Origin of the sequence: Paraliomyxa miuraensis, assembly GCF_026337845.1 — a bacterium.
GTDB lineage: Bacteria > Myxococcota_A > Polyangia > Nannocystales > Nannocystaceae > Paraliomyxa > Paraliomyxa miuraensis.
The window spans coordinates 236,587-253,553 of the sequence record NZ_JAOVZF010000151.1 but is presented as its reverse complement, the minus strand read 5'-3'; the positions used below and the strand labels follow the sequence as shown (position 1 = coordinate 253,553).

Genomic DNA, 16,967 nt, shown 5'->3' with positions numbered 1-16,967 from the left:
CGTTGGCGACGGCGCTACCCTCCGGGCCGGTGTCCGATCACCTCGGCGAGCTCGCGGCCCTCGGCACCGCCGTGTGCTGGACCCTGACCTCGCTGTTCTTCGCGGCGGCTGGTGCTCGGATCGGCTCGCTGGTCGTGAACTTCGTCCGCCTGGTGATGGCGCTGGTCATGCTCGCGGGGCTGGGCTGGGCGACCCGCGGACTGCCGTGGCCGTCCGACGCCAGCGCGCACGCCTGGACCTGGCTGACGCTCTCCGGTCTCATCGGCTTTGCCTTCGGCGACCTGTGCTTGTTTCGCGCGCTGGTGATCATCGGCCCTCGACTGGGCTCGCTCCTGATGTCGTTTGCGCCTCCGCTCGCCGCCCTCATCGGCTGGCTGGGGCTGGGCGAGACCCTCACCGGGGGCCAGTGGCTGGGCATGGCGCTCACCGTGAGCGGGGTGGCCATGGCCCTGGCCGATCGGGCCCCGGCAGGCACCCGGGCTCCCATCGATCGACGCACCCTGGTGATCGGCGTGTTGCTGGGTCTCGGTGGCGCGCTCGGGCAAGCGGGCGGACTGGTGATCTCCAAGCACGGCATGGGCAGCTACGATCCGTTTGCCGCGACGCAGATCCGGGTGATGGCGGGCATCGTCGGCTTCGGGGCGATCTTCACGGTCACCCGCCGCTGGCCGCGGGTGGTGGGCGCCTTGCGCCAGTCCCGGGCCATGCTCTTCACCGGCCTGGGAGCGGTGTTCGGACCGTTCTTGGGGGTGTCGCTCTCGCTCATCGCCGTGCAGCGCACCAGCGCCGGGGTCGCGGCCAGCCTCATGGCGCTGTCGCCCATCCTCATCATCCCCATGGTGCGGGTGCTCCACCGCGAGCGGATCGGCCTGGGCGGAGTGGTGGGCACGGTCCTCGCGGTGGCCGGGGTGGTGTTGCTGGTCCGGTAGAAATTTCCTCCTGGCCCTAGATCGGCCCCGCAGGACGCCCGTTGAACCCCCGCGTCCCGAGAGGATCGAGCCTGAGCCCGCCGCCCCCGAACGAAGCTTCGGGGTGAGAGGACGAGTGAGGCGGTCCTCCGAGGGATGGGTGGGGTGCATCCCGAGCCCCACTCGCCACCGAAGACGAGACCACCGCCATGCAGCACCGCAAGATCATCGCCCTCCTCCCCGCCACCACCCTCTGGCTCTCCGCCGTGACCGGCTGCGACCGCAGCGAGCCGGTCGCGACCGAGTCCCCGGTCGCGACCGCCGACCGCAGCGAGACCCGAGCCGAGGACGCCAAGCCCGTGGCCGCCACCCCGACCCAGAGCCAGGCCAACGAGGACGGCCGGCCCCCCGTCGACATCGCGCTGGCTCCCTCGGAGCCCCAGGCCGAGCCCGAGGAAGCCGAGGCCCCGGCGGCCGACGAGGCGGCTCGTCCCCAGCCCAGCGCGCCGCACAAGAAGTCCAAGTCCAGCGGCGGACGGGCCATGCCCGGCGCAGTGGGAGCCCTCGGGAACCGCAAGGGCCTTGGCGCCCCCGGCTTCGACCGGGGCAGCACCGCATGGGCGCCTCCCCCGGTCCCCGACACCAGCGCCGAGGCCTACGATCACACCGAGGAGAACGCGTTCGTCACCGTGGCCGACGACCCGCGCTCCACCTTCTCGATCGACGTCGACACCGCATCGTACAGCAACGTGCGGCGCTTCCTGCAGGACGGCACGATGCCGCCCCCCGACGCGGTCCGGGTGGAGGAGATGATCAACTACTTCGCCTATGACTACCGCGGCCCCGAGGGCAGCGAGCCGTTCTCGCTGACGGCCGAGGCGGGCGAGTGCCCCTGGAACGAGACCCACCGCCTGGTGCACGTGGGTCTGCAGGGCAAGATCATCGACCAGAGCGACGTGCCCGCCCGCAACCTGGTGTTCCTGTTCGACGTGTCGGGCTCGATGAACAGCCCCGACAAGCTGCCGCTGCTCAAGCGCGCGTTCTCCCTCCTGGCCGACAACCTGCGCCCGCAGGACACGGTCTCGATCGTGGTCTACGCCGGGGCCTCGGGCGTGGTGCTCGAGCCGACCTCGGAGAAGGCCGAGATCCTCGCCGCGCTCGATCGCCTCGAGGCGGGCGGCTCGACCAACGGCGGCGCGGGCATCCACTCCGCCTATGCGATGGCACAAAAGGGCTTCATCCAGGGCGGGATCAACCGCGTGATCCTGGCCACCGACGGCGACTTCAACGTGGGCACCACGTCCGAGGGCGATCTCGTGCGGCTCATCGAGGACAAGCGCAAGTCCGGGGTGTTCCTGTCGGTGCTGGGCTTTGGCACCGGCAACCTCAAGGACGCGACCATGGAGAAGCTGGCCGACAAGGGCAACGGCAACTACGCATACATCGACACCATCGACGAGGCTCGCAAGGTGCTGGTGGAAGAGGCCGGCGCCACCCTGGTCACGATCGCCAAGGACGTGAAGATCCAGGTCGAGTTCAACCCGGCCGAGGTCGCCAGCTACCGCCTCGTCGGCTACGAGAACCGCAAGCTCGCGCACGCCGACTTCAACGACGACACCAAGGACGCCGGTGAGATCGGGGCCGGGCACAGCGTGACCGCCATCTACGAGATCGTGCCCGCGGGCAGCAAGGACGCACCCAAGGTCGACGCGCTCAAGTACCAGGACCAGACCGGCCTGTCGGCGGCCGCGGGCAGCGGTGAGCTGATGACGGTGAAGGTTCGCTACAAGGAGCCGGCGGGCAACACGAGCAAGCTGCTGTCGTTCCCGATCGAGGACTCCGACGCCACGCTGGCCGATGCAAGCCGCGACTTCCGCTTCTCGGCCGCCGTGGCCGGCTTCGGGATGCTGCTGCGCAGCTCCGAGCACAAGGGCGATGCGACGTGGGCGATGGTCCGCAAGCTCGCCGAGGAGGCCAAGGGCAGCGATCCACACGGCCGCCGCGCCGAGCTGGTGCGCCTGGTCGACACCGCGGCTCGGCTCTCCGAGGGTGGCACCGTCGTCGGCTGGCGCGGCGAAGGCCAGACCAAGGGCTGAGCCAAGGGCTACGCGACCCGCCAACGGGAGGGCGGGTCGACTCCAGCGACCCGGCGAAAGAAGGCACCGCCAGGTCGCGTCCCCCCGGGCCCCCGCGCGCGAGCGCGGGGGCCTTCTTCGTGGTTGGAGTTGGCGATCTTCGTGGTTGGAGTTGGCGATGGATGCGCATGCTCGACGCCGCGTTCGATCCATCGACGCCGTGGTCCCCACGATCCCGGTCGTTTGGGCCATGGTGGCCAACCCATTGGCCACTCCACCAAGACCACATATTGCAAGTCCTTGATCCCATTGGTGTGGAACTGATTGAACCATCGCGCTTCGAGATTCTCCGCGAATTGTTCGTTGACGAGCCATCGACCTCGCCGTAGGACCAGGACCCCGAGGTTCCACTTCAGGAGCGCCACCCGATGTATCTTCAGCATCCATTCCTCGAAGCACCCACGTGCTACCGTCGGCCCGTGAAATCCCCCTACCGATTGATCATCGAGGTCACCACCCAGGGCAATGGCTGGACGTTCCGCCTGAGCCCCCGCAGCCGCGTTGCGCTCTGCGAGCGCTTCGGCTCCATCGCGGCGGGCTCGAGCCTCTTCATCGGCACCGACGAGCGGCCTCTCCACGCGTCGTTTCCCGCGTCGACGTGGCACCACATCACCGCGCTCCTCACCGGGCTCGGCCCCGAGGAGCTACGGAACCTCGGAGGCTACCGCGCGATCGATAGCCGCACCGGAAGGGTGCTGACCGACCATGGCATGCACGACGCCGCCTGAGCTGCTCACCCGGCAGCATGCCCTCGTCGTGGGGCGGTCCGGCGAGCTGGCGACGCTCTCCGAGCTCCTGCTTCGCGGCTGGCTGCCCGCGAGGCCCGAGATCGACGTGGGCGACGATGCGCTCATCCTCGACGGCATTGGCACGCTGCTGCGCGTGCAGATCAAGTCCGCCACCTCGACCCTCGCCGACGGTGGTCGTTGCCGCCGGGCGCAGTTCAGCCTACGTCTCGACCAGATCCAGACCGCACAGACCCCCGATCTCTGCTACGTCCTTGCCACGCGCATCGACGACCAGTGGACGAACTTCGTGATCCTCTCGCGCGACGATCTCCGGATCGAGCACGATCTGCATGGTGTGGGCTCGGCCCACCAGGGCCGACTCACGCTCAATCTCTACTTTCGGAGCGACGGCACGGTCATGGCAGGGACCAGCCATGGCGACGCGCAGCGGGACTGGACGCGATTTCGCGATCGATGGCCGCAGGCCGCATGACCGCTCATCCCCGCGTGGGATCGCATCGCCAGAGCGGCAGCATCGCCAGCACCCCCGCGATCGGCCCCGGCAACAACCACACGAACAACCAGCGTACCTCGCCTCCCTCGGCCAGCGCGCCCAGCAGCGAGATGCTGCCGATCGTCAGCCCGAACCCCACCGCCGTCATCAGCGTCAGGCCCGTGCCCACCAGGTCGGCCGGCGCGGTGCGGGCTCCCAGCGCGGAGAACTGTGGCGAGTCCCCCACCACCACCACCCCCCACGCGAGCATGAAGGGCAAGGCCACCGCGGGCGACGCCTCGAGCATCCACGGGCTCACCAGGCATGCGAGGCCCGAGGCGCAAAGCTGCACCGTGGCCACGGCGGCGCTGCCTCGTCGCCCCGCGACCCATCCTCCGACCGCACAGCCCAGCGACCCCACGCCAATGATCGCGAACGACCACCACGCGACCACCGTACCGCCCTGCTCCACCCGCAACACGTGGGCGACCGCCAGCGGCACGAACGCCCACAGCGCGTAGAGCTCCCACATGTGCCCAAAGTAGCCGAGCGCTGCGCGGCGAAAGTGTGGGCGACCGAAGATCGCCAGCGCGCGGCGAACCTCGAAGCGCCCCGCTCGCTTGACGTACGGCCCCTCGGGCACGAGCGTACCCACCAACAGCCCACCCACGACCGCCAAGCCGGAGGTCGCCAGGATCACCGGGCGCCACGGCAGGCTGGCGGTACGCAGAAGGTGCGGCAGCGCGGTGCCCAGCACCAGCGCGCCCACCAACAGCCCGATCGCCCACCCCACTCCCGCGCGATACCAGCTCGCGGCGAGCTTCATCCCCACCGGATAGATCCCCGCCAAGCAGAACCCGGTGAGCACCCGCGCGCCGAGGAACCACGCGAAGCGCTCCGGCGCGAGCAAGACCGCCGCGTTGGCGATGGCCCCGAGCAGACACGAGACCAGGAACACCCGGTGGGCAGCAAAGCGATCGGACAGCCCCAGCACCGCATAGACGAGCGTGCCGGCGAGGAAGCCGAGCTGCACCGCCGAGGTGAGCCACCCGACCGCGCCCGTCACCTGCGGCCACAGCGGAGCGACCTCGCCGACCACGGAGTTGCCCACGAACCACAGCGAGCCGCCCATGAGCTGCGCCACCACGATCACGGGCAACATGTGCGGACGGCGCTCCCCCTCCATGGGCCTTCGGACTCTACGACACTCGATGGAGGATTCCACGGAGCACTGGGAGGCGAATCACGCGCGGGATCCCTGGTCGCCAATGTCGCCTTTTCGCCCCATCCATGCGGCCGTCCGGCCAAACGGCGGTTGTGCGCGCATCGGAGCCCAAGCGATTTCCCCATGGAGCATGGGCCGTCCTCGGGCCTACCATCGCGGCCCACCCTTTCGATCAACCAGGCACAAGCCGACGAAACCACGCGAGGACTCCATCATGGCCATCCGACTGGGCGACATCGCTCCCGACTTCACCGCCGACACCACCGAGGGCACCGTCCGCTTCCACGAGTACCTGGGCGACTCGTGGGGCGTGCTGTTCTCCCACCCCAAGGACTTCACCCCGGTGTGCACCACCGAGCTGGGACAGGTCGCCAAGCTCAAGCCCGAGTTCGACAAGCGCAACGTCAAGGTGATCGGGCTCTCGGTCGACCCGGTGGAGGATCACCACCGCTGGAAGGGCGACATCGAGGAGACGCAGGGTACGAAGCTCAACTACCCGCTCATCGGCGATCCCGATCGCTCGATCTCCGAGGCCTACGACATGATCCACCCCAACGCCAACGACACCCTCACGGTGCGTTCGGTGTTCATCATCGGGCCCGACAAGAAGGTCAAGCTGACCATCACCTACCCGGCGAGCACGGGCCGCAACTTCGACGAGATCCTGCGGGTGATCGACTCGCTGCAGCTCACCGCCAAGCACAGCGTGGCCACCCCCGTGAACTGGAAGGACGGCGACGACGTGATCATCGTGCCGAGCCTGTCGGACGAGGAGGCCCGCAAGCGCTTCCCCGAGTTCGAGACCATCAAGCCGTACTTGCGGGTGACCAAGCAGCCGCGATAGGGCGCCCGTCATGGGCCCGTCACGGCGCCCAACCCAGCCGAGGCACATGGACAGTGCCCGAAGTCGACACCAAGCCGAGCCCCGACGAAGACGGCCTCCGTTTGCCTTCTGGCGTCGGGGCACGCTCGTGGGGGCTGCGCGCGTTGCTGGTGGGGCTGGCCGCGATCGGACCGTTCTCGCTCAACGTCTTCAAGCCATGCCTGCCGTGGATCAAGGCGACGTTCGACGCGCCCATCACCACGGTACAGCTCGCGCTGAGCCTCTCGATCCTGGCCGCGGCGATCGCCACGGCGGCCGCGGGCCCCCTGGCCGACGTGGTGGGACGTCGCCCGGTGGCGATCGCCTGCGTACACGTCTACGTGATCGCGTGCCTGGTGGGCACGGTCGCTCCCTCCGTCGAGGTGGTCATCGGAGCCCGGATCGTGCAGGCCGCGGCGAGCTCGGTGGCCATGACGGTGGCCCGCGCGCTCGTTCACGATGGCCGCACGCATGTACGACGCACCATCGCCCGCATCACCATCCTCGCCGTGGTGGCGGTGCTGCTGGCTCCCGCGCTCGGCGGCGTGATCATCGACCGGCTCGGCTGGCGCGCGGTCTTTGGCCTCACGGCCGCACTGGGTCTGCTGCTGGTGTGGCCGGTCCACCGCACGCTGCCACGGACCCGGCGGGATCCCGAGGCGCCGCCCTCGACCGACGCGTCGGCTCGCGATGCATCCGCTCGCGCTCCCTCGACCTGGTCGCAGCGCCTGCTTCGCCTGCTGACCTCACCGGTGTTCGCCGGCTATGCCATCCAGTCTTCGCTGCACTTCGCGGTGTTCTTCGCGTTCACCTCGGCCGCCACCTACCTCATGGTCGACGCGATGGGTCGCGATTCCACGGAGTACGGGCTTTGGTTCCTGTTCCTGGCGCTATGGGTGATGGGCGGCCTGGCCTGCGCCGAGCGCCTGGCGGGGCGACTGCCGTCGGGGCGCGTGGCGTGGATGGGCAGCGTGCTGGTGCTCGTCGGCTGTGCGATCTCGGCGTGGCTGCTCGCATCGGAGGCGCCGCTGACCCCCGTACGCCTGTTCCTGCCCGGGATCGTCTCGGGCTTCGGCGTGGGCCTGGCCCTGCCGAGTACCAACGCCGGCGTGATGGAGGTGGTGCCCGAGCTGGCCGGCACCGCATCGGGCTTGCTCGGCTTCCTGCAATTCGCCACTGCCGCCGCGTTCGCCCAGGCCGTGGTGCAGGACGAGCCCCACACCGCGACCGTGCTGGCGGGGCTGGTGCTGGTGGGAGGCGTGGGAAGCGTCGCGTTCGGGCTGCTGTCGATACGACACGGCGCCCCCGAGCGACCGTCTACGTGATCCCCTTGAGGACCTCCGCGTAGCCGAGCACGTAGAGCGTGAACACTCCCACGATCACATGGGAGACGACGGGACCCACCAGCGAACGCTGGCGCGCGTAGAGGATCCCCCACAGCACGCCGCCCACGAACGCGGCCGCCCCGTAGACGAGGGTGAGGTGCAAGTGCGTGACCGCGAACAGGGTGTTGGAGACCACGATGGCCCAGAACCATCGTTGCCGTGGCGAGCCGCCGAGGAACTCGTAGAGCGCACCCTGGATCGCCCCACGTGCCAGCAGCTCCTGCACGGGGACCAGCGCGGCATAGACGAGGTAGGCCACGAGGGGACCGACCGCGAACGGGCGATGGAGCAGCGGGATCACGGGTCGACCGGCGTGGTCGGGCGACAGCTCCACCAGGGCCCACTTGCCCAGGGTGAGCACGGCGAGCATGGGCAGCGACCACAGGATCGCCTCGATCGCGTGCCGCCTCGCGTTCGTCCAGGTGAGGCCGAAGACCGCACGAGGCAAGCCGCTGCGGCGGATCCACATCACGGCCAGGCCGGCCATCACCGCCAGGATCGGACCCGTGACCAGGGTGGAGTGCGAGAGTGCGATCCGGGCGGCCGACAGATACTTCATGGCCACCGCGTAGGCAGCAAAGCCCAGCATCAAGACCACGATGAAGCTCGCCATCGCGTTGCGCATGCGCGACTGCTCGAGCTCGCGCGAGAGCACGGCCACGGAGAGGTTGTGACTCCGACGCAGGTGCACGGCCAGACTGCGAGCCATGTCCACCAGCATGACCTCGAGCGGCGTGGAGTGCTCGGGGTCGAACTCGTCCAAAACGTTGCGACCAAGGGCCAGCAAGACGCACGGCGTGTGGGCCCTGACCGTGGCCGTGTGCGGGGTGCCGTCCAGCAGCGAGATCTCGCCGACCAGCTCGCCGGGGCCGATCGTGCCCAGCTCGACCTGCGTGCCGTCGTGAGCCGCTCGCAGCACCTCGAGCCGGCCTTGCTGCAAGAGGTACATGTAGCCGGAGTTCTCGCCCTCGCGCAGCAGCACGTCACCCGCGGCCAGCGCCACGACGCGAGGCCGGAGCATCTCCGTGAGGGTCGACCGATCGACGATTCCCACCGCAGATTTTCGAGTACCACCGCCCGCGTCCCGTCGCAACGCAGCCTCGGCGGGCGACCCCGCGGGACCCGCGGGGTCGCATCTCCGCCCTCACACCGTCAGGCCCTTCTCGATCTCGCTCGGCTTCAGACGAGCCAGCGCGAGGTTGCCGGTGTTGCGATTTCGATCGCCAGCCAGGTAGAGGAGGACAGCGCGCTCAGTCGGGAATCAAGCGTTGCTCGATGGCCAGCTTGCGCAGGCGTTCCTTGGCTCGTTCGAATCGCTTGCGCAGCGTGGCTGCGCCGCGCTTGAGCTGCTCGAGGGTGGGCTCGGCTTCATCGGCCATGATCGATGCGATCTCGTTCCACGCGAGCTTTCGATCGACGCGCAGGATCAGCAGCGTGCGATCATCGGGCTCGAGCTGATCGCGTAGGGCCGTGAACTTGTTCTTGGTCTCGGTGCGCAGGTGGATCATGGTGGTCGTGCGCACCTGCTCGGCGAGCTCGAGCACCTCCGGCGAGTCCGACAACGCCACGATGCGATCGCGCCGGCGCTGGGGGTCGCGAGCGAGGCGATAGAGCGCGTGGCGGGCCAGCGTGTAGGCCCACGTTCGAAAGCTCGAGTGCCAGCGAAAACCGGGCAGGCCCTTCCACAGATCCTCGCAGAAGCTCGAGAACACCTCGGCGGCGTCGGTCTCGGTGCGACACATCGCCGACAGATAGCCGAGCACCTCGGGCCCATAGCCCCGCAACGCCGTGGTGGCGGCCGGGCCCCACTGCCCGGCCTCGCAGAGGCCACGGATCTGCTCTTCGAGCGCCGCCCGCTCCTGGTCCATGCATCCGATGGTGCCCGACGCCGAAGGAGCGGTCCACGGGGAGACGCCGTGCATGCACGAAAACCCGGGTTGTATCAAGCACTTGAACGACCGGGTGTCTCCTGTCGCCGATCGGCGGTAACAAGGTGTGAGGCTCCACCGCCCATTGCGCCCATGAAGAGCACCGCCGAAGTCGTCAAGGTCAGCGAGGTCTTCGCCTGGATCGAGACCCAGCGGGAAGCCATCGCGATGCGAGCCACCACGCGAGACGGCAAGCCCGTCGAGCTCACGGCCGAGCAGACGCGGCTGCTCGCCCAGCGTCTGACCAAGCTCGCCGACGTGCTCGACTCGCTGGTGGAGCAGGAGCGAGAGCGCTCCTCGTCGGCCGACTGAGCGAGCCTCGACTGCGGAGCCCGGCGTCCGCCCGCTTCCGAGGGGAAACGAGGCGGCGAGCGGCGCGGCCCCTTCACGGGGGTCTGGACGCCGGTGTAGGGGCGTCTGGGTGCCCCTCGTGACACCGCGCGAGGGCGGCGCTACATTCCGCCGCCGTGAAGTCGCTCAGCTCATACCTGGTCGCGCTCCTTGCCTTGTCGGCCTGTACGTCCCAGACCACCACCCCCGCCAAGGTCGAGGCCGACGCCAAGTCCACGGCCGATGCCAAGGCGGGTGACGTGAAGGCGGGCGACACCAAGGCGAACCCCCGCCGACCGCGGGGCAAGCAGGTACCGGCACCGGCCGACGTGGGCGTGCCGCCGGCCGACGCCACCAAGACCGCCTCGGGCATCGCCTACAAGAGCATCAGCCCCGGCACCGAGCCCGGCCCCACCGAGAACGACAGCGTGAGGGTGCAGCTCACCGCGTGGACGGCCGACGGGGCCACGGTGGAGACGACCGACGGACGCAAGACCCCCAAGCTCGTGCGCATGAACCGACCACCGGTCCCCGGCCTCGCCGAGGCGCTCACGCTGATGAAGATGGGCGAGACGATGCGCTTTTGGATCCCGCCCGAGCTGACCTACAAGGGGCGCAAGGGCGCGCCCGAGGGCGTGCTGACCTACGAGATCCAGCTCGAGGAGGTCCTGCGTGCGCCGGAGGTGCCGGCCGACGTGGCCGCACCCCCGGCCGATGCCACCACCACCGAGTCGGGCTTGGCGTACAAGGTGCTGCAGCCCGGCACCGGCGACAAGAAGCCGCGCAAGTGGGATCGGGTGCAGGTGCACTACACGGGCTGGCATACCGACGGCAAGATGTTCGACTCGTCGGTCACGCGTGGACGCCCGTCCACGTTCCCCGTCGACCGCGTGGTGCCCGGCTGGACCGAGGGCCTGCAGATGATGGTGGTGGGCGAGAAGACCCGCTTCTGGGTGCCCGAGAACCTCGCGTACGCGGGCGCCCCCGGCAAGCCCGCGGGCATGCTGGTGTTCGACGTGGAGCTGATCTCGATCGACGAGCAGCCCGAGCCTCCGCCGCCGCCCGAGGTGCCGGCCGACGTCGCCGGACCGCCCGCCGACGCCACCAAGACGGCTTCGGGTCTGGCCTACAAGGTGCTCGAGAAGGGCACGGGCACGGCTCACCCCGAGCCGACCTCGGTGGTCGAGGTGCACTACTCGGGCTGGACCACCGACGGCAAGATGTTCGACTCGTCGGTCACCCGCGGCAAGCCGACCTCGTTCCCGCTCAACCGCGTGATCAAGGGATGGACCGAGGGCCTTCAGTTGATGGTCGAGGGCGAGAAGACTCGGTTCTGGATCCCCGTGGAGCTCGCCTACGAGAACAAGCCGGGCAAGCCCGCCGGGATGTTGGTGTTCGACGTGCAGTTGCTGTCGATCAAGGCCAACGGCGGCCCCGAGCTGCCGCCGGGCCATCCGTAGGATCCGCGTCCGCGCGCGCGTCGACGACCACGTAAGGGGATCGCTTCGTGCGAGGAAGCGGCGGTGCCAGTTCGGTGCCGCCGCTTCTCGTTCTGCGTCGCGCGCTCCGCCGATGATGGAGCGATCGGTCGGGATCCTCACGAGCATGTGCACTGGGCAGCCGTTGGGTCGGCCAGTTCGCCAGGGGTATCGTTCTGGGCCTGTACCTCTCCGATTCCATAGGGGGCACCGCCGCGGTGTCGATGCGCGGGCGTTCGGTCGAGCGGATCCTCGGCGTGGTCGAGGGTCGTCGTCCCGGCCGCACCGTGATCGCGATCGGGGGCATGCACGGCAATGAACCCGCTGGCCTGGACGCTGTTCAAACGGTGTTGCGCGAGCTATCGCGCCGCAACGTGGATCTGGCCGGCAAGCTCGTGGGAGTGGCCGGCAACCTGCAGGCCATCGCGGCCGATCGTCGCTATCTCGAGCGCGATCTCAATCGAGGATGGACGCCGCAGACGTGCGAGCGCGTGGCCAAGCCACGGCCCGGCGAGACCCCCGAGGATGCCGAGCAGCGTGGGCTGCTCGAGGTGTTCGGGCCGCTCGAGGCCGAGTCACCGCAACCGCTGGTGTTCGTCGATCTCCACAGCACTTCGGGACCCGCCGCGCCGTTTTCGATCATCCCCGACGTGACCCGCAACCGCGAGCTGGCGCTGCGGCTGCCCATCCCGACCGTGCTGGGGCTCGAGGAGATCCTCGAGGGCGTGATGTTCGGCTACCTCGTCGATCGCGGCCACATGGGCGTGGCGATCGAGGGCGGCCAGCACGAGGATCCGCGCACGGCGGCGCTGTTGGAGGCGGTGATCTGGCTGACCCTGGTGGAGGTGGGCAACCTCGACGCGCGCCACGTGCCCGGCGGGGTGCAAGCGCAGCGCGAGCGCCTTCGCTCCAGGGCGGAGGGCCTGCCCCCGGGAGTTCGCATCCTGCAGCGGCACGGCACGAGTCCCGGCGATGGCTTCCAGATGGAGCCCGGCTTCGACAACTTCAGCCCCGTGCGCGCGGGGCAGCGGCTGGCGACCGACCACGACGGACCGATCCACGCGAGCGAGGACGGCCTGGTGATGCTGCCGCGCTACCAGGGACAGGGCAGCGACGGGTTCTTCCTGGCCAAGGCCATCACCCGGCGCTGGCTGATGGCCTCGGCGCTCGCCCGCAAGGGAACGCCCGCGCGACTGCTGGCGGCGTGGCCGGGCCTGCACTGGGACGCGAGCAATCCCAATCGCCTGCGCTACGACGGCACCGAGCCGCCGGCACCGATGATGCGCACGCTTCGGCTGCTCGGATACCACGGGGTGAGAGCCCGGCCGCCAGGGCTGGAGTTCTTCCGCCGAAGACCGTAGTCCCCCTACTATGTCTGGATGGAGGGCTTCGCAGCCCTCCCCCGGGCCGGCAAAGCCGTCCCGGGGCCCCCTCCCCGGCGGTCGGGCTTCGCCCTCCTGGTGGTGGCCGCATCGGGGCCCCCTCCCCGGCGGTCGGGCTTCGCCCTCCTGGTTGGTGGCCGCATCGGGGACCCCTCCGCGGCCCTCCTGGGTGGTGGGCTATTCGACCTGCAATGGGCCGATCGAGTCGATGGGCTCGTTGTCGCCGAGGTCGGTGGTCCACGCCATGCCGTAGCCGAGCTGGCCGCGGTTGTTGCGGCCCCAGCACTTGACCTGGCTGCTCTGGGTGGTGGCGCACGAGAACTCGCGGCCGGCGGTGACCATGCGGGGCGCCTCGGGCAGGGCGAGGTTGACCTGATCCATCGAGGGCTCGAGCAGATCGTTGGCGTTGCCATAGCCCAGCCGACCGTTGTTGCCCTCGCCCCAGCAGAAGATCTGCGTGGTGCCCACGCGCACGCAGGTGTGCGCCAGGCCCATCCCGAAGCTGGTGGGGTCGCTGCCCACGGTATCCACCAGCGGCAGCAGGGCCACGTCCTCGTCGTCCCCCACGTTGTCGGTGTTGCCATAGCCCAGCCGTCCCGATCCGCCGTCGCCCCAGCACTGGAGCTCGCCGGTGTCGTAGGCCACGCAGGTGTGGTTGAAGCGACCGGCGATCATCACCGCGAGCCCGCCGAGCAGCACCGGGGTGGAGGCACTCGGGGCCTCGTCGTCGCCGATGCTCGCGTTGGTGGCCGGGGTGGCCAGCTGCCCCGCGTTGTCGCGACCGAAGCACAGCACGTCGCCGCCGCCCAGCAGCACGCAGGTGTGGTCGGCTCCGGCCGCCACCTGCTGGGCCACCACGCCCATGCCGAGGTCGACCGGCGGCAGCGCGCCCGGCAGCTCGTCGTCGCCCGCGGCGGCAATGCCCGGCAGGCCGATCTGGCCGTGATCATTGCGCCCCCAGCAGCGCAGCTCGCCGCTCTGCATCACCGCGCAGGCATGCTCGCCTCCGGCCGCGATCTGGATCGGAGTGCCGCCTCCGAAGTCGATGGCCGGGATGTCGGCCGGCTCCTGGTCGCTGCCCAGGTCGGCCTGATCGCCCTGCCCCAGGCGGCCGTGCTGACCGTCGCCCCAGCACTTGACCTCGTCGGTGGCCAAGAGCGCACAGGTGAAGTTGGTGCCCAGGGCCAGCTGCTCGACCGGGGCGCCCACGTTGACGAACGGCGCGCTGGCCGGGGTCTCGTCGTCGCCGATGTCCTGGTCTTGTGCGAGGTAGCCCAGGCGCCCCGAGTCGTACGCTCCCCAGCACTTGATGTCGCCGGTATGGAACAGCGCGCACACGTGCTCGTCGCCCGCGACCACCTCGACCGCGCCCGCCGAGACGGTGCAGTCGTTGTCGCAGCCATCGCTGTCGGTCTGGTTGCCGTCGTCGCAAACCTCGTCGTCGTCGAGGTCTCCATTGCCGCACAGGGTCATCGTGCACACGTCGTCGATGCAGACCAACCCATCGGCGCACATGTCCCGCTCGTCGCACGCGCAGCCCTCGTCGCCCGGAGGGCAGCCGGGGCCGGTGCTGCTGCTGCTGTCGACCACGCCGCTGCTGCTCTCGCTCGAGGTGGCCTCGCTGCTGCCCGCCGTGGTGTCGACCGCGGTCGTCTCCATCGCGGTGGGATCGGGCCCCGTGGAGCTGGAGCTCGACCCCTCACTGTCCTCCGTGGTCCCCATTCCCCCCGTGCTGGGATTGCACGCCGCCACTGCCAAGCAAGCCAAGATTCCGTAGTTCACGCATCGCATCGCGGCGCCAGGATAGCAAAGCGCCGCGCAGGGCACATCGGTCCTCGCTCCGCAATTGCGCCCCCGACCCGGGCTGCCCGCGTTCACGACCCACGCGCGGACCCGAGCGCTCGCAGGGGACTTTGGTGCTACTCGATCTTCACCGGACCCACGGAGTCGATGGGCTCGTTGTCGCCGAGGTCGGTCGTCCACGCCGCGCCGTAGCCGAGCTGCCCCAGGTCGTTGCGTCCCCAGCACTTGACCTGACCCAGCATGGTGGTGCCGCACGAGAAGTCGCGTCCGGCGGTGACCATGCGCGACAGCTGGGGCGGAACCATGACCACCTGAGCCAGCGTGGGTGCGTAGCGATCGGTCGTGTTGCCGTAGCCCAGGCGGCCGTTGGCGCCTTCGCCCCAGCAGTAGATCTCGGCGCTCGCCAGGCGCACGCAGGTGTGGATCATGCCCATCCCCAGGCTGGTGGGCTCGCTGCCGATCGGATCGATCGGCATCACCGAGGACACCTCCTCGCCGTCGCCGATCGTGGACGTGTCGCCGTAGCCGAGGCGGCCGAATCCTCCCTCGCCCCAGCAATGGAGGGTCTGGTCGTCGTAGGCCACGCAGGTGTGGTTGTGGCGAGCGGCGATCATGGTCACGTCGAGGCCGGCCTCGAGCATCACCCGAGCGGCGGACGACGGCACCTCGTTGTCGCCGATGCTCGATCCGGTCCCCGGGGTGCCGAGCTGGCCAACGCTGTCGCGGCCAAAGCACAGCACGCCGCCGTCATCGAGCAATGCGCAGGTGTGGTCGAGGCCCGTCGCCACTTGCAGAGCCATCACGCCGCCACCGAGGTCGACGGAACCCACCACGCTCGGGAGCTCGTCGTCGCCGACGGCGGTGTAGCCCGGCAGGCCGATCTGGCCGTAGTCGTTGCGGCCCCAGCAGCGCAGCGCACCGCTCTGCATCACCGCGCAGGCGTGCTCGCCCCCGGCGGCGATCTGCAGCGGGACGTCGGCTCCGAAGTCGATGGGCGCAATGGCGGCCGGCTCCTCGAGCAACCCCAGCTCGCCGACGTGTCCCTGGCCGAGCTGTCCGTAGAGGTTGACGCCCCAGCACTTGACCTCGGCGGTGTCGAGGAGCGCGCAGGTGAAGTCGGGGCCCAGCGCGAGCTGGGTGACGGGGGCGCCGACATCGACGAACGGCCTGTCGGCGGGCGTCTCGTCGTCGCCCACGTTCTGGGCCTGACCGGCGTAGCCGAGCCGGCCGGAGGTGAACACCCCCCAGCACTTGATGGCGCCCGTATGCCACCGCGCGCAGACGTGCTCGTCGCCCGCGACCACCTCGGCCGCGCCCGGCGACACGGTGCAGTCGACCTGGCAGCCGTCGCCGTCGGTGCGATTGCCATCGTCGCAGGCCTCGCCCGCGTCGACGGCTCCATTGCCGCACAGGGGTACGGTGCAGACCCCTTCGATGCACGAGAGGTCCCCGCTGCACGCTCCGTCATCGCATGCGCAGGCCAGCTCGCCCGGGGTGCAGATCGGACCGGTGCTGCTGCCATCGAGCCCGCTGCTGCTGCTGCTCGTGCTGCCGCTGCTGGTGGTGGAGTCGTCCTCCAGCGTGGTCCCGACCATCGTGGTCCCCGTGGTGGAGGCCATGCCGGTGGAGGACCCGGAGCTCGAGTCGTCCGTACCGCTCGTCATGGCCAAGCCCCCTGGTACGGGAGTGCAGCTCACCAGCGCGAACCCGACCAAGACCCCACTGCCCGTGCTCCGCATCGCAGACGTCAGAATAACAAAGGGTCGCGCTGGACACATCGCCGACAGCTGCTACGTTTGCGCCCTCGTGCTCCTTCAGGTTCTCACGCCATGGCCGACGATCTCGACATCGACGGGCGGGTGGTCATCCCCGCCTCCGAGCTGCAATGGACGGCCGTCCGTGCGGGGGGTCCCGGCGGACAGAACGTGAACAAGGTCGCGACCAAGGTCGAGCTGCGCTTCGATCTCTGGGGCTCGAGCGCGCTGCCCGACGGCGTCAAGGCGCGGTTGCGGGCGCTGGCCGGCTCGCGGCTCGACGCCGAGGGGCGCCTGTGCGTGACCAGCCAGGCCACGCGCTCGCAGGCCGACAACCTCGAGGACGCGCGGGCCAAGCTGGCCGAGCTGGTGAGGCGGGCGCTCGTGCCTCCCAAGCACCGCCGGCCCACTCGCCCCACGCGGGGATCCATGGAGCGCCGGCTCGAGGGCAAACGCCAGCAGGCGCAAAAGAAGAGCGGGCGCGGGCGCGTGCGCAGAACGGACGATGGGTGACACCAAAGCCGGCGCCGGCCGAGCTCGATTCGCCGTGGTAGAT

Annotated in this window: 16 protein-coding genes; 11 read left to right on the top strand and 5 right to left on the bottom strand. The window is 69.7% G+C overall.

The annotated features are described in order from the left end of the window. Nucleotides 1-29: 29 nt before the first annotated feature. The 4 genes from OEB96_RS19060 to OEB96_RS19045 all read left to right on the top strand — a co-directional run bounded on the left by OEB96_RS19060 (nt 30) and on the right by OEB96_RS19045 (nt 4,264). Nucleotides 30-929, top strand: a complete 900-nt coding sequence (locus OEB96_RS19060) for a DMT family transporter (RefSeq protein WP_266217620.1) — start codon at nt 30-32, stop codon at nt 927-929. A gap of 188 nt (nt 930-1,117) precedes the next feature. Then, the gene (locus OEB96_RS19055) at nt 1,118-3,004 is read left to right on the top strand and encodes a vWA domain-containing protein (protein WP_266217618.1); all 1,887 of its coding nucleotides are present in this window, start codon (nt 1,118-1,120) and stop codon (nt 3,002-3,004) included. A gap of 458 nt (nt 3,005-3,462) precedes the next feature. Then, on the top strand, nt 3,463-3,771 hold the full coding sequence (locus OEB96_RS19050) for a hypothetical protein (RefSeq protein ID WP_266217616.1): 309 nt from the start codon (nt 3,463-3,465) through the stop codon (nt 3,769-3,771). After that, entirely contained in the window at nt 3,749-4,264 is a 516-nt protein-coding gene (locus tag OEB96_RS19045) for a PDDEXK-like family protein (protein WP_266217615.1), read from the top strand. The genes OEB96_RS19050 and OEB96_RS19045 overlap by 23 nt, the downstream gene beginning before the upstream one ends. A 4-nt stretch (nt 4,265-4,268) precedes the next feature. Here OEB96_RS19045 and OEB96_RS19040 read toward each other — a convergent pair whose 3' ends face one another. Further along, on the bottom strand, nt 4,269-5,450 hold the full coding sequence (locus OEB96_RS19040; protein WP_266217613.1) for an MFS transporter: 1,182 nt from the start codon (nt 5,448-5,450) through the stop codon (nt 4,269-4,271). Nucleotides 5,451-5,703: 253 nt separating this feature from the next. Between OEB96_RS19040 and OEB96_RS19035 the strand changes: the two genes are divergently transcribed. Both OEB96_RS19035 and OEB96_RS19030 read left to right on the top strand, forming a co-directional pair. Continuing rightward, nucleotides 5,704-6,333 carry a peroxiredoxin gene (locus OEB96_RS19035; RefSeq protein ID WP_266217611.1) on the top strand — a complete coding sequence of 210 codons (630 nt, stop codon included), beginning with the start codon at nt 5,704-5,706 and terminating at the stop codon, nt 6,331-6,333. Nucleotides 6,334-6,386: 53 nt separating this feature from the next. Further along, nucleotides 6,387-7,676 (top strand): MFS transporter, encoded by a 1,290-nt coding sequence (locus tag OEB96_RS19030; protein ID WP_266217610.1) that lies wholly within the window; start codon nt 6,387-6,389, stop codon nt 7,674-7,676. Here the strand turns inward: OEB96_RS19030 and OEB96_RS19025 are convergent. Then, nucleotides 7,669-8,757, bottom strand: coding sequence for a cyclic nucleotide-binding domain-containing protein (locus OEB96_RS19025; protein ID WP_266217608.1), 1,089 nt, complete (start codon nt 8,755-8,757; stop codon nt 7,669-7,671). The two genes, OEB96_RS19030 and OEB96_RS19025, sit on opposite strands and share 8 nt — an antisense overlap. A 229-nt stretch (nt 8,758-8,986) precedes the next feature. Further along, nucleotides 8,987-9,604 carry an RNA polymerase sigma factor gene (locus OEB96_RS19020; RefSeq protein WP_266217606.1) on the bottom strand — a complete coding sequence of 206 codons (618 nt, stop codon included), beginning with the start codon at nt 9,602-9,604 and terminating at the stop codon, nt 8,987-8,989. Nucleotides 9,605-9,757: 153 nt separating this feature from the next. Here OEB96_RS19020 and OEB96_RS19015 point away from each other — a divergent pair, with 153 nt between their 5' ends. The 3 genes from OEB96_RS19015 (at nt 9,758) to OEB96_RS19005 (ending at nt 12,833) form a co-directional block, all read left to right on the top strand. After that, entirely contained in the window at nt 9,758-9,976 is a 219-nt protein-coding gene (locus OEB96_RS19015) for a hypothetical protein (protein ID WP_266217605.1), read from the top strand. A gap of 155 nt (nt 9,977-10,131) precedes the next feature. After that, nucleotides 10,132-11,454 (top strand): FKBP-type peptidyl-prolyl cis-trans isomerase, encoded by a 1,323-nt coding sequence (locus OEB96_RS19010; RefSeq protein WP_266217603.1) that lies wholly within the window; start codon nt 10,132-10,134, stop codon nt 11,452-11,454. Nucleotides 11,455-11,696: 242 nt separating this feature from the next. Continuing rightward, nucleotides 11,697-12,833: a succinylglutamate desuccinylase/aspartoacylase family protein gene (locus tag OEB96_RS19005; RefSeq protein WP_266217601.1), complete on the top strand. Its 1,137-nt coding sequence runs from the start codon at nt 11,697-11,699 to the stop codon at nt 12,831-12,833. A gap of 198 nt (nt 12,834-13,031) precedes the next feature. Here the strand turns inward: OEB96_RS19005 and OEB96_RS19000 are convergent, their stop codons facing one another. Beyond that, complete coding sequence (locus tag OEB96_RS19000; protein WP_266217599.1) at nt 13,032-14,369, bottom strand: RCC1 domain-containing protein; 1,338 nt, start codon at nt 14,367-14,369, stop codon at nt 13,032-13,034. Here OEB96_RS19000 and OEB96_RS18995 point away from each other — a divergent pair. Beyond that, nucleotides 14,368-14,631 carry a hypothetical protein gene (locus tag OEB96_RS18995; RefSeq protein WP_266217597.1) on the top strand — a complete coding sequence of 88 codons (264 nt, stop codon included), beginning with the start codon at nt 14,368-14,370 and terminating at the stop codon, nt 14,629-14,631. The two genes, OEB96_RS19000 and OEB96_RS18995, sit on opposite strands and share 2 nt — an antisense overlap. 142 nt (nt 14,632-14,773) lie before the next feature. Here OEB96_RS18995 and OEB96_RS18990 read toward each other — a convergent pair whose 3' ends face one another. Further along, complete coding sequence (locus OEB96_RS18990) at nt 14,774-16,321, bottom strand: RCC1 domain-containing protein (RefSeq protein ID WP_266217595.1); 1,548 nt, start codon at nt 16,319-16,321, stop codon at nt 14,774-14,776. Between the two features lie 165 nt (nt 16,322-16,486). Between OEB96_RS18990 and arfB the strand changes: the two genes are divergently transcribed. Then, complete coding sequence (arfB, locus tag OEB96_RS18985; protein WP_266217594.1) at nt 16,487-16,924, top strand: alternative ribosome rescue aminoacyl-tRNA hydrolase ArfB; 438 nt, start codon at nt 16,487-16,489, stop codon at nt 16,922-16,924. Nucleotides 16,925-16,967 lie beyond the last annotated feature (43 nt).

Coding starts and splice junctions, on each gene's coding strand:
- OEB96_RS19055 (WP_266217618.1), top strand. CDS start 1,118: ATGCAGCACCGCAAGATCATCGCCCTCCTCCCCGCCACCACCCTCTGG.
- OEB96_RS19045 (WP_266217615.1), top strand. CDS start 3,749: ATGGCATGCACGACGCCGCCTGAGCTGCTCACCCGGCAGCATGCCCTC.
- OEB96_RS19040 (WP_266217613.1), bottom strand. CDS start 5,450: ATGGAGGGGGAGCGCCGTCCGCACATGTTGCCCGTGATCGTGGTGGCG.
- OEB96_RS19035 (WP_266217611.1), top strand. CDS start 5,704: ATGGCCATCCGACTGGGCGACATCGCTCCCGACTTCACCGCCGACACC.
- OEB96_RS19025 (WP_266217608.1), bottom strand. CDS start 8,757: ATGCTCCGGCCTCGCGTCGTGGCGCTGGCCGCGGGTGACGTGCTGCTG.
- OEB96_RS19020 (WP_266217606.1), bottom strand. CDS start 9,604: ATGGACCAGGAGCGGGCGGCGCTCGAAGAGCAGATCCGTGGCCTCTGC.
- OEB96_RS19015 (WP_266217605.1), top strand. CDS start 9,758: ATGAAGAGCACCGCCGAAGTCGTCAAGGTCAGCGAGGTCTTCGCCTGG.
- OEB96_RS19005 (WP_266217601.1), top strand. CDS start 11,697: ATGCGCGGGCGTTCGGTCGAGCGGATCCTCGGCGTGGTCGAGGGTCGT.
- OEB96_RS18995 (WP_266217597.1), top strand. CDS start 14,368: ATGTCCCGCTCGTCGCACGCGCAGCCCTCGTCGCCCGGAGGGCAGCCG.
- OEB96_RS19000 (WP_266217599.1), bottom strand. CDS start 14,369: ATGTGCGCCGATGGGTTGGTCTGCATCGACGACGTGTGCACGATGACC.
- OEB96_RS18990 (WP_266217595.1), bottom strand. CDS start 16,321: ATGACGAGCGGTACGGACGACTCGAGCTCCGGGTCCTCCACCGGCATG.
- arfB (WP_266217594.1), top strand. CDS start 16,487: ATGGCCGACGATCTCGACATCGACGGGCGGGTGGTCATCCCCGCCTCC.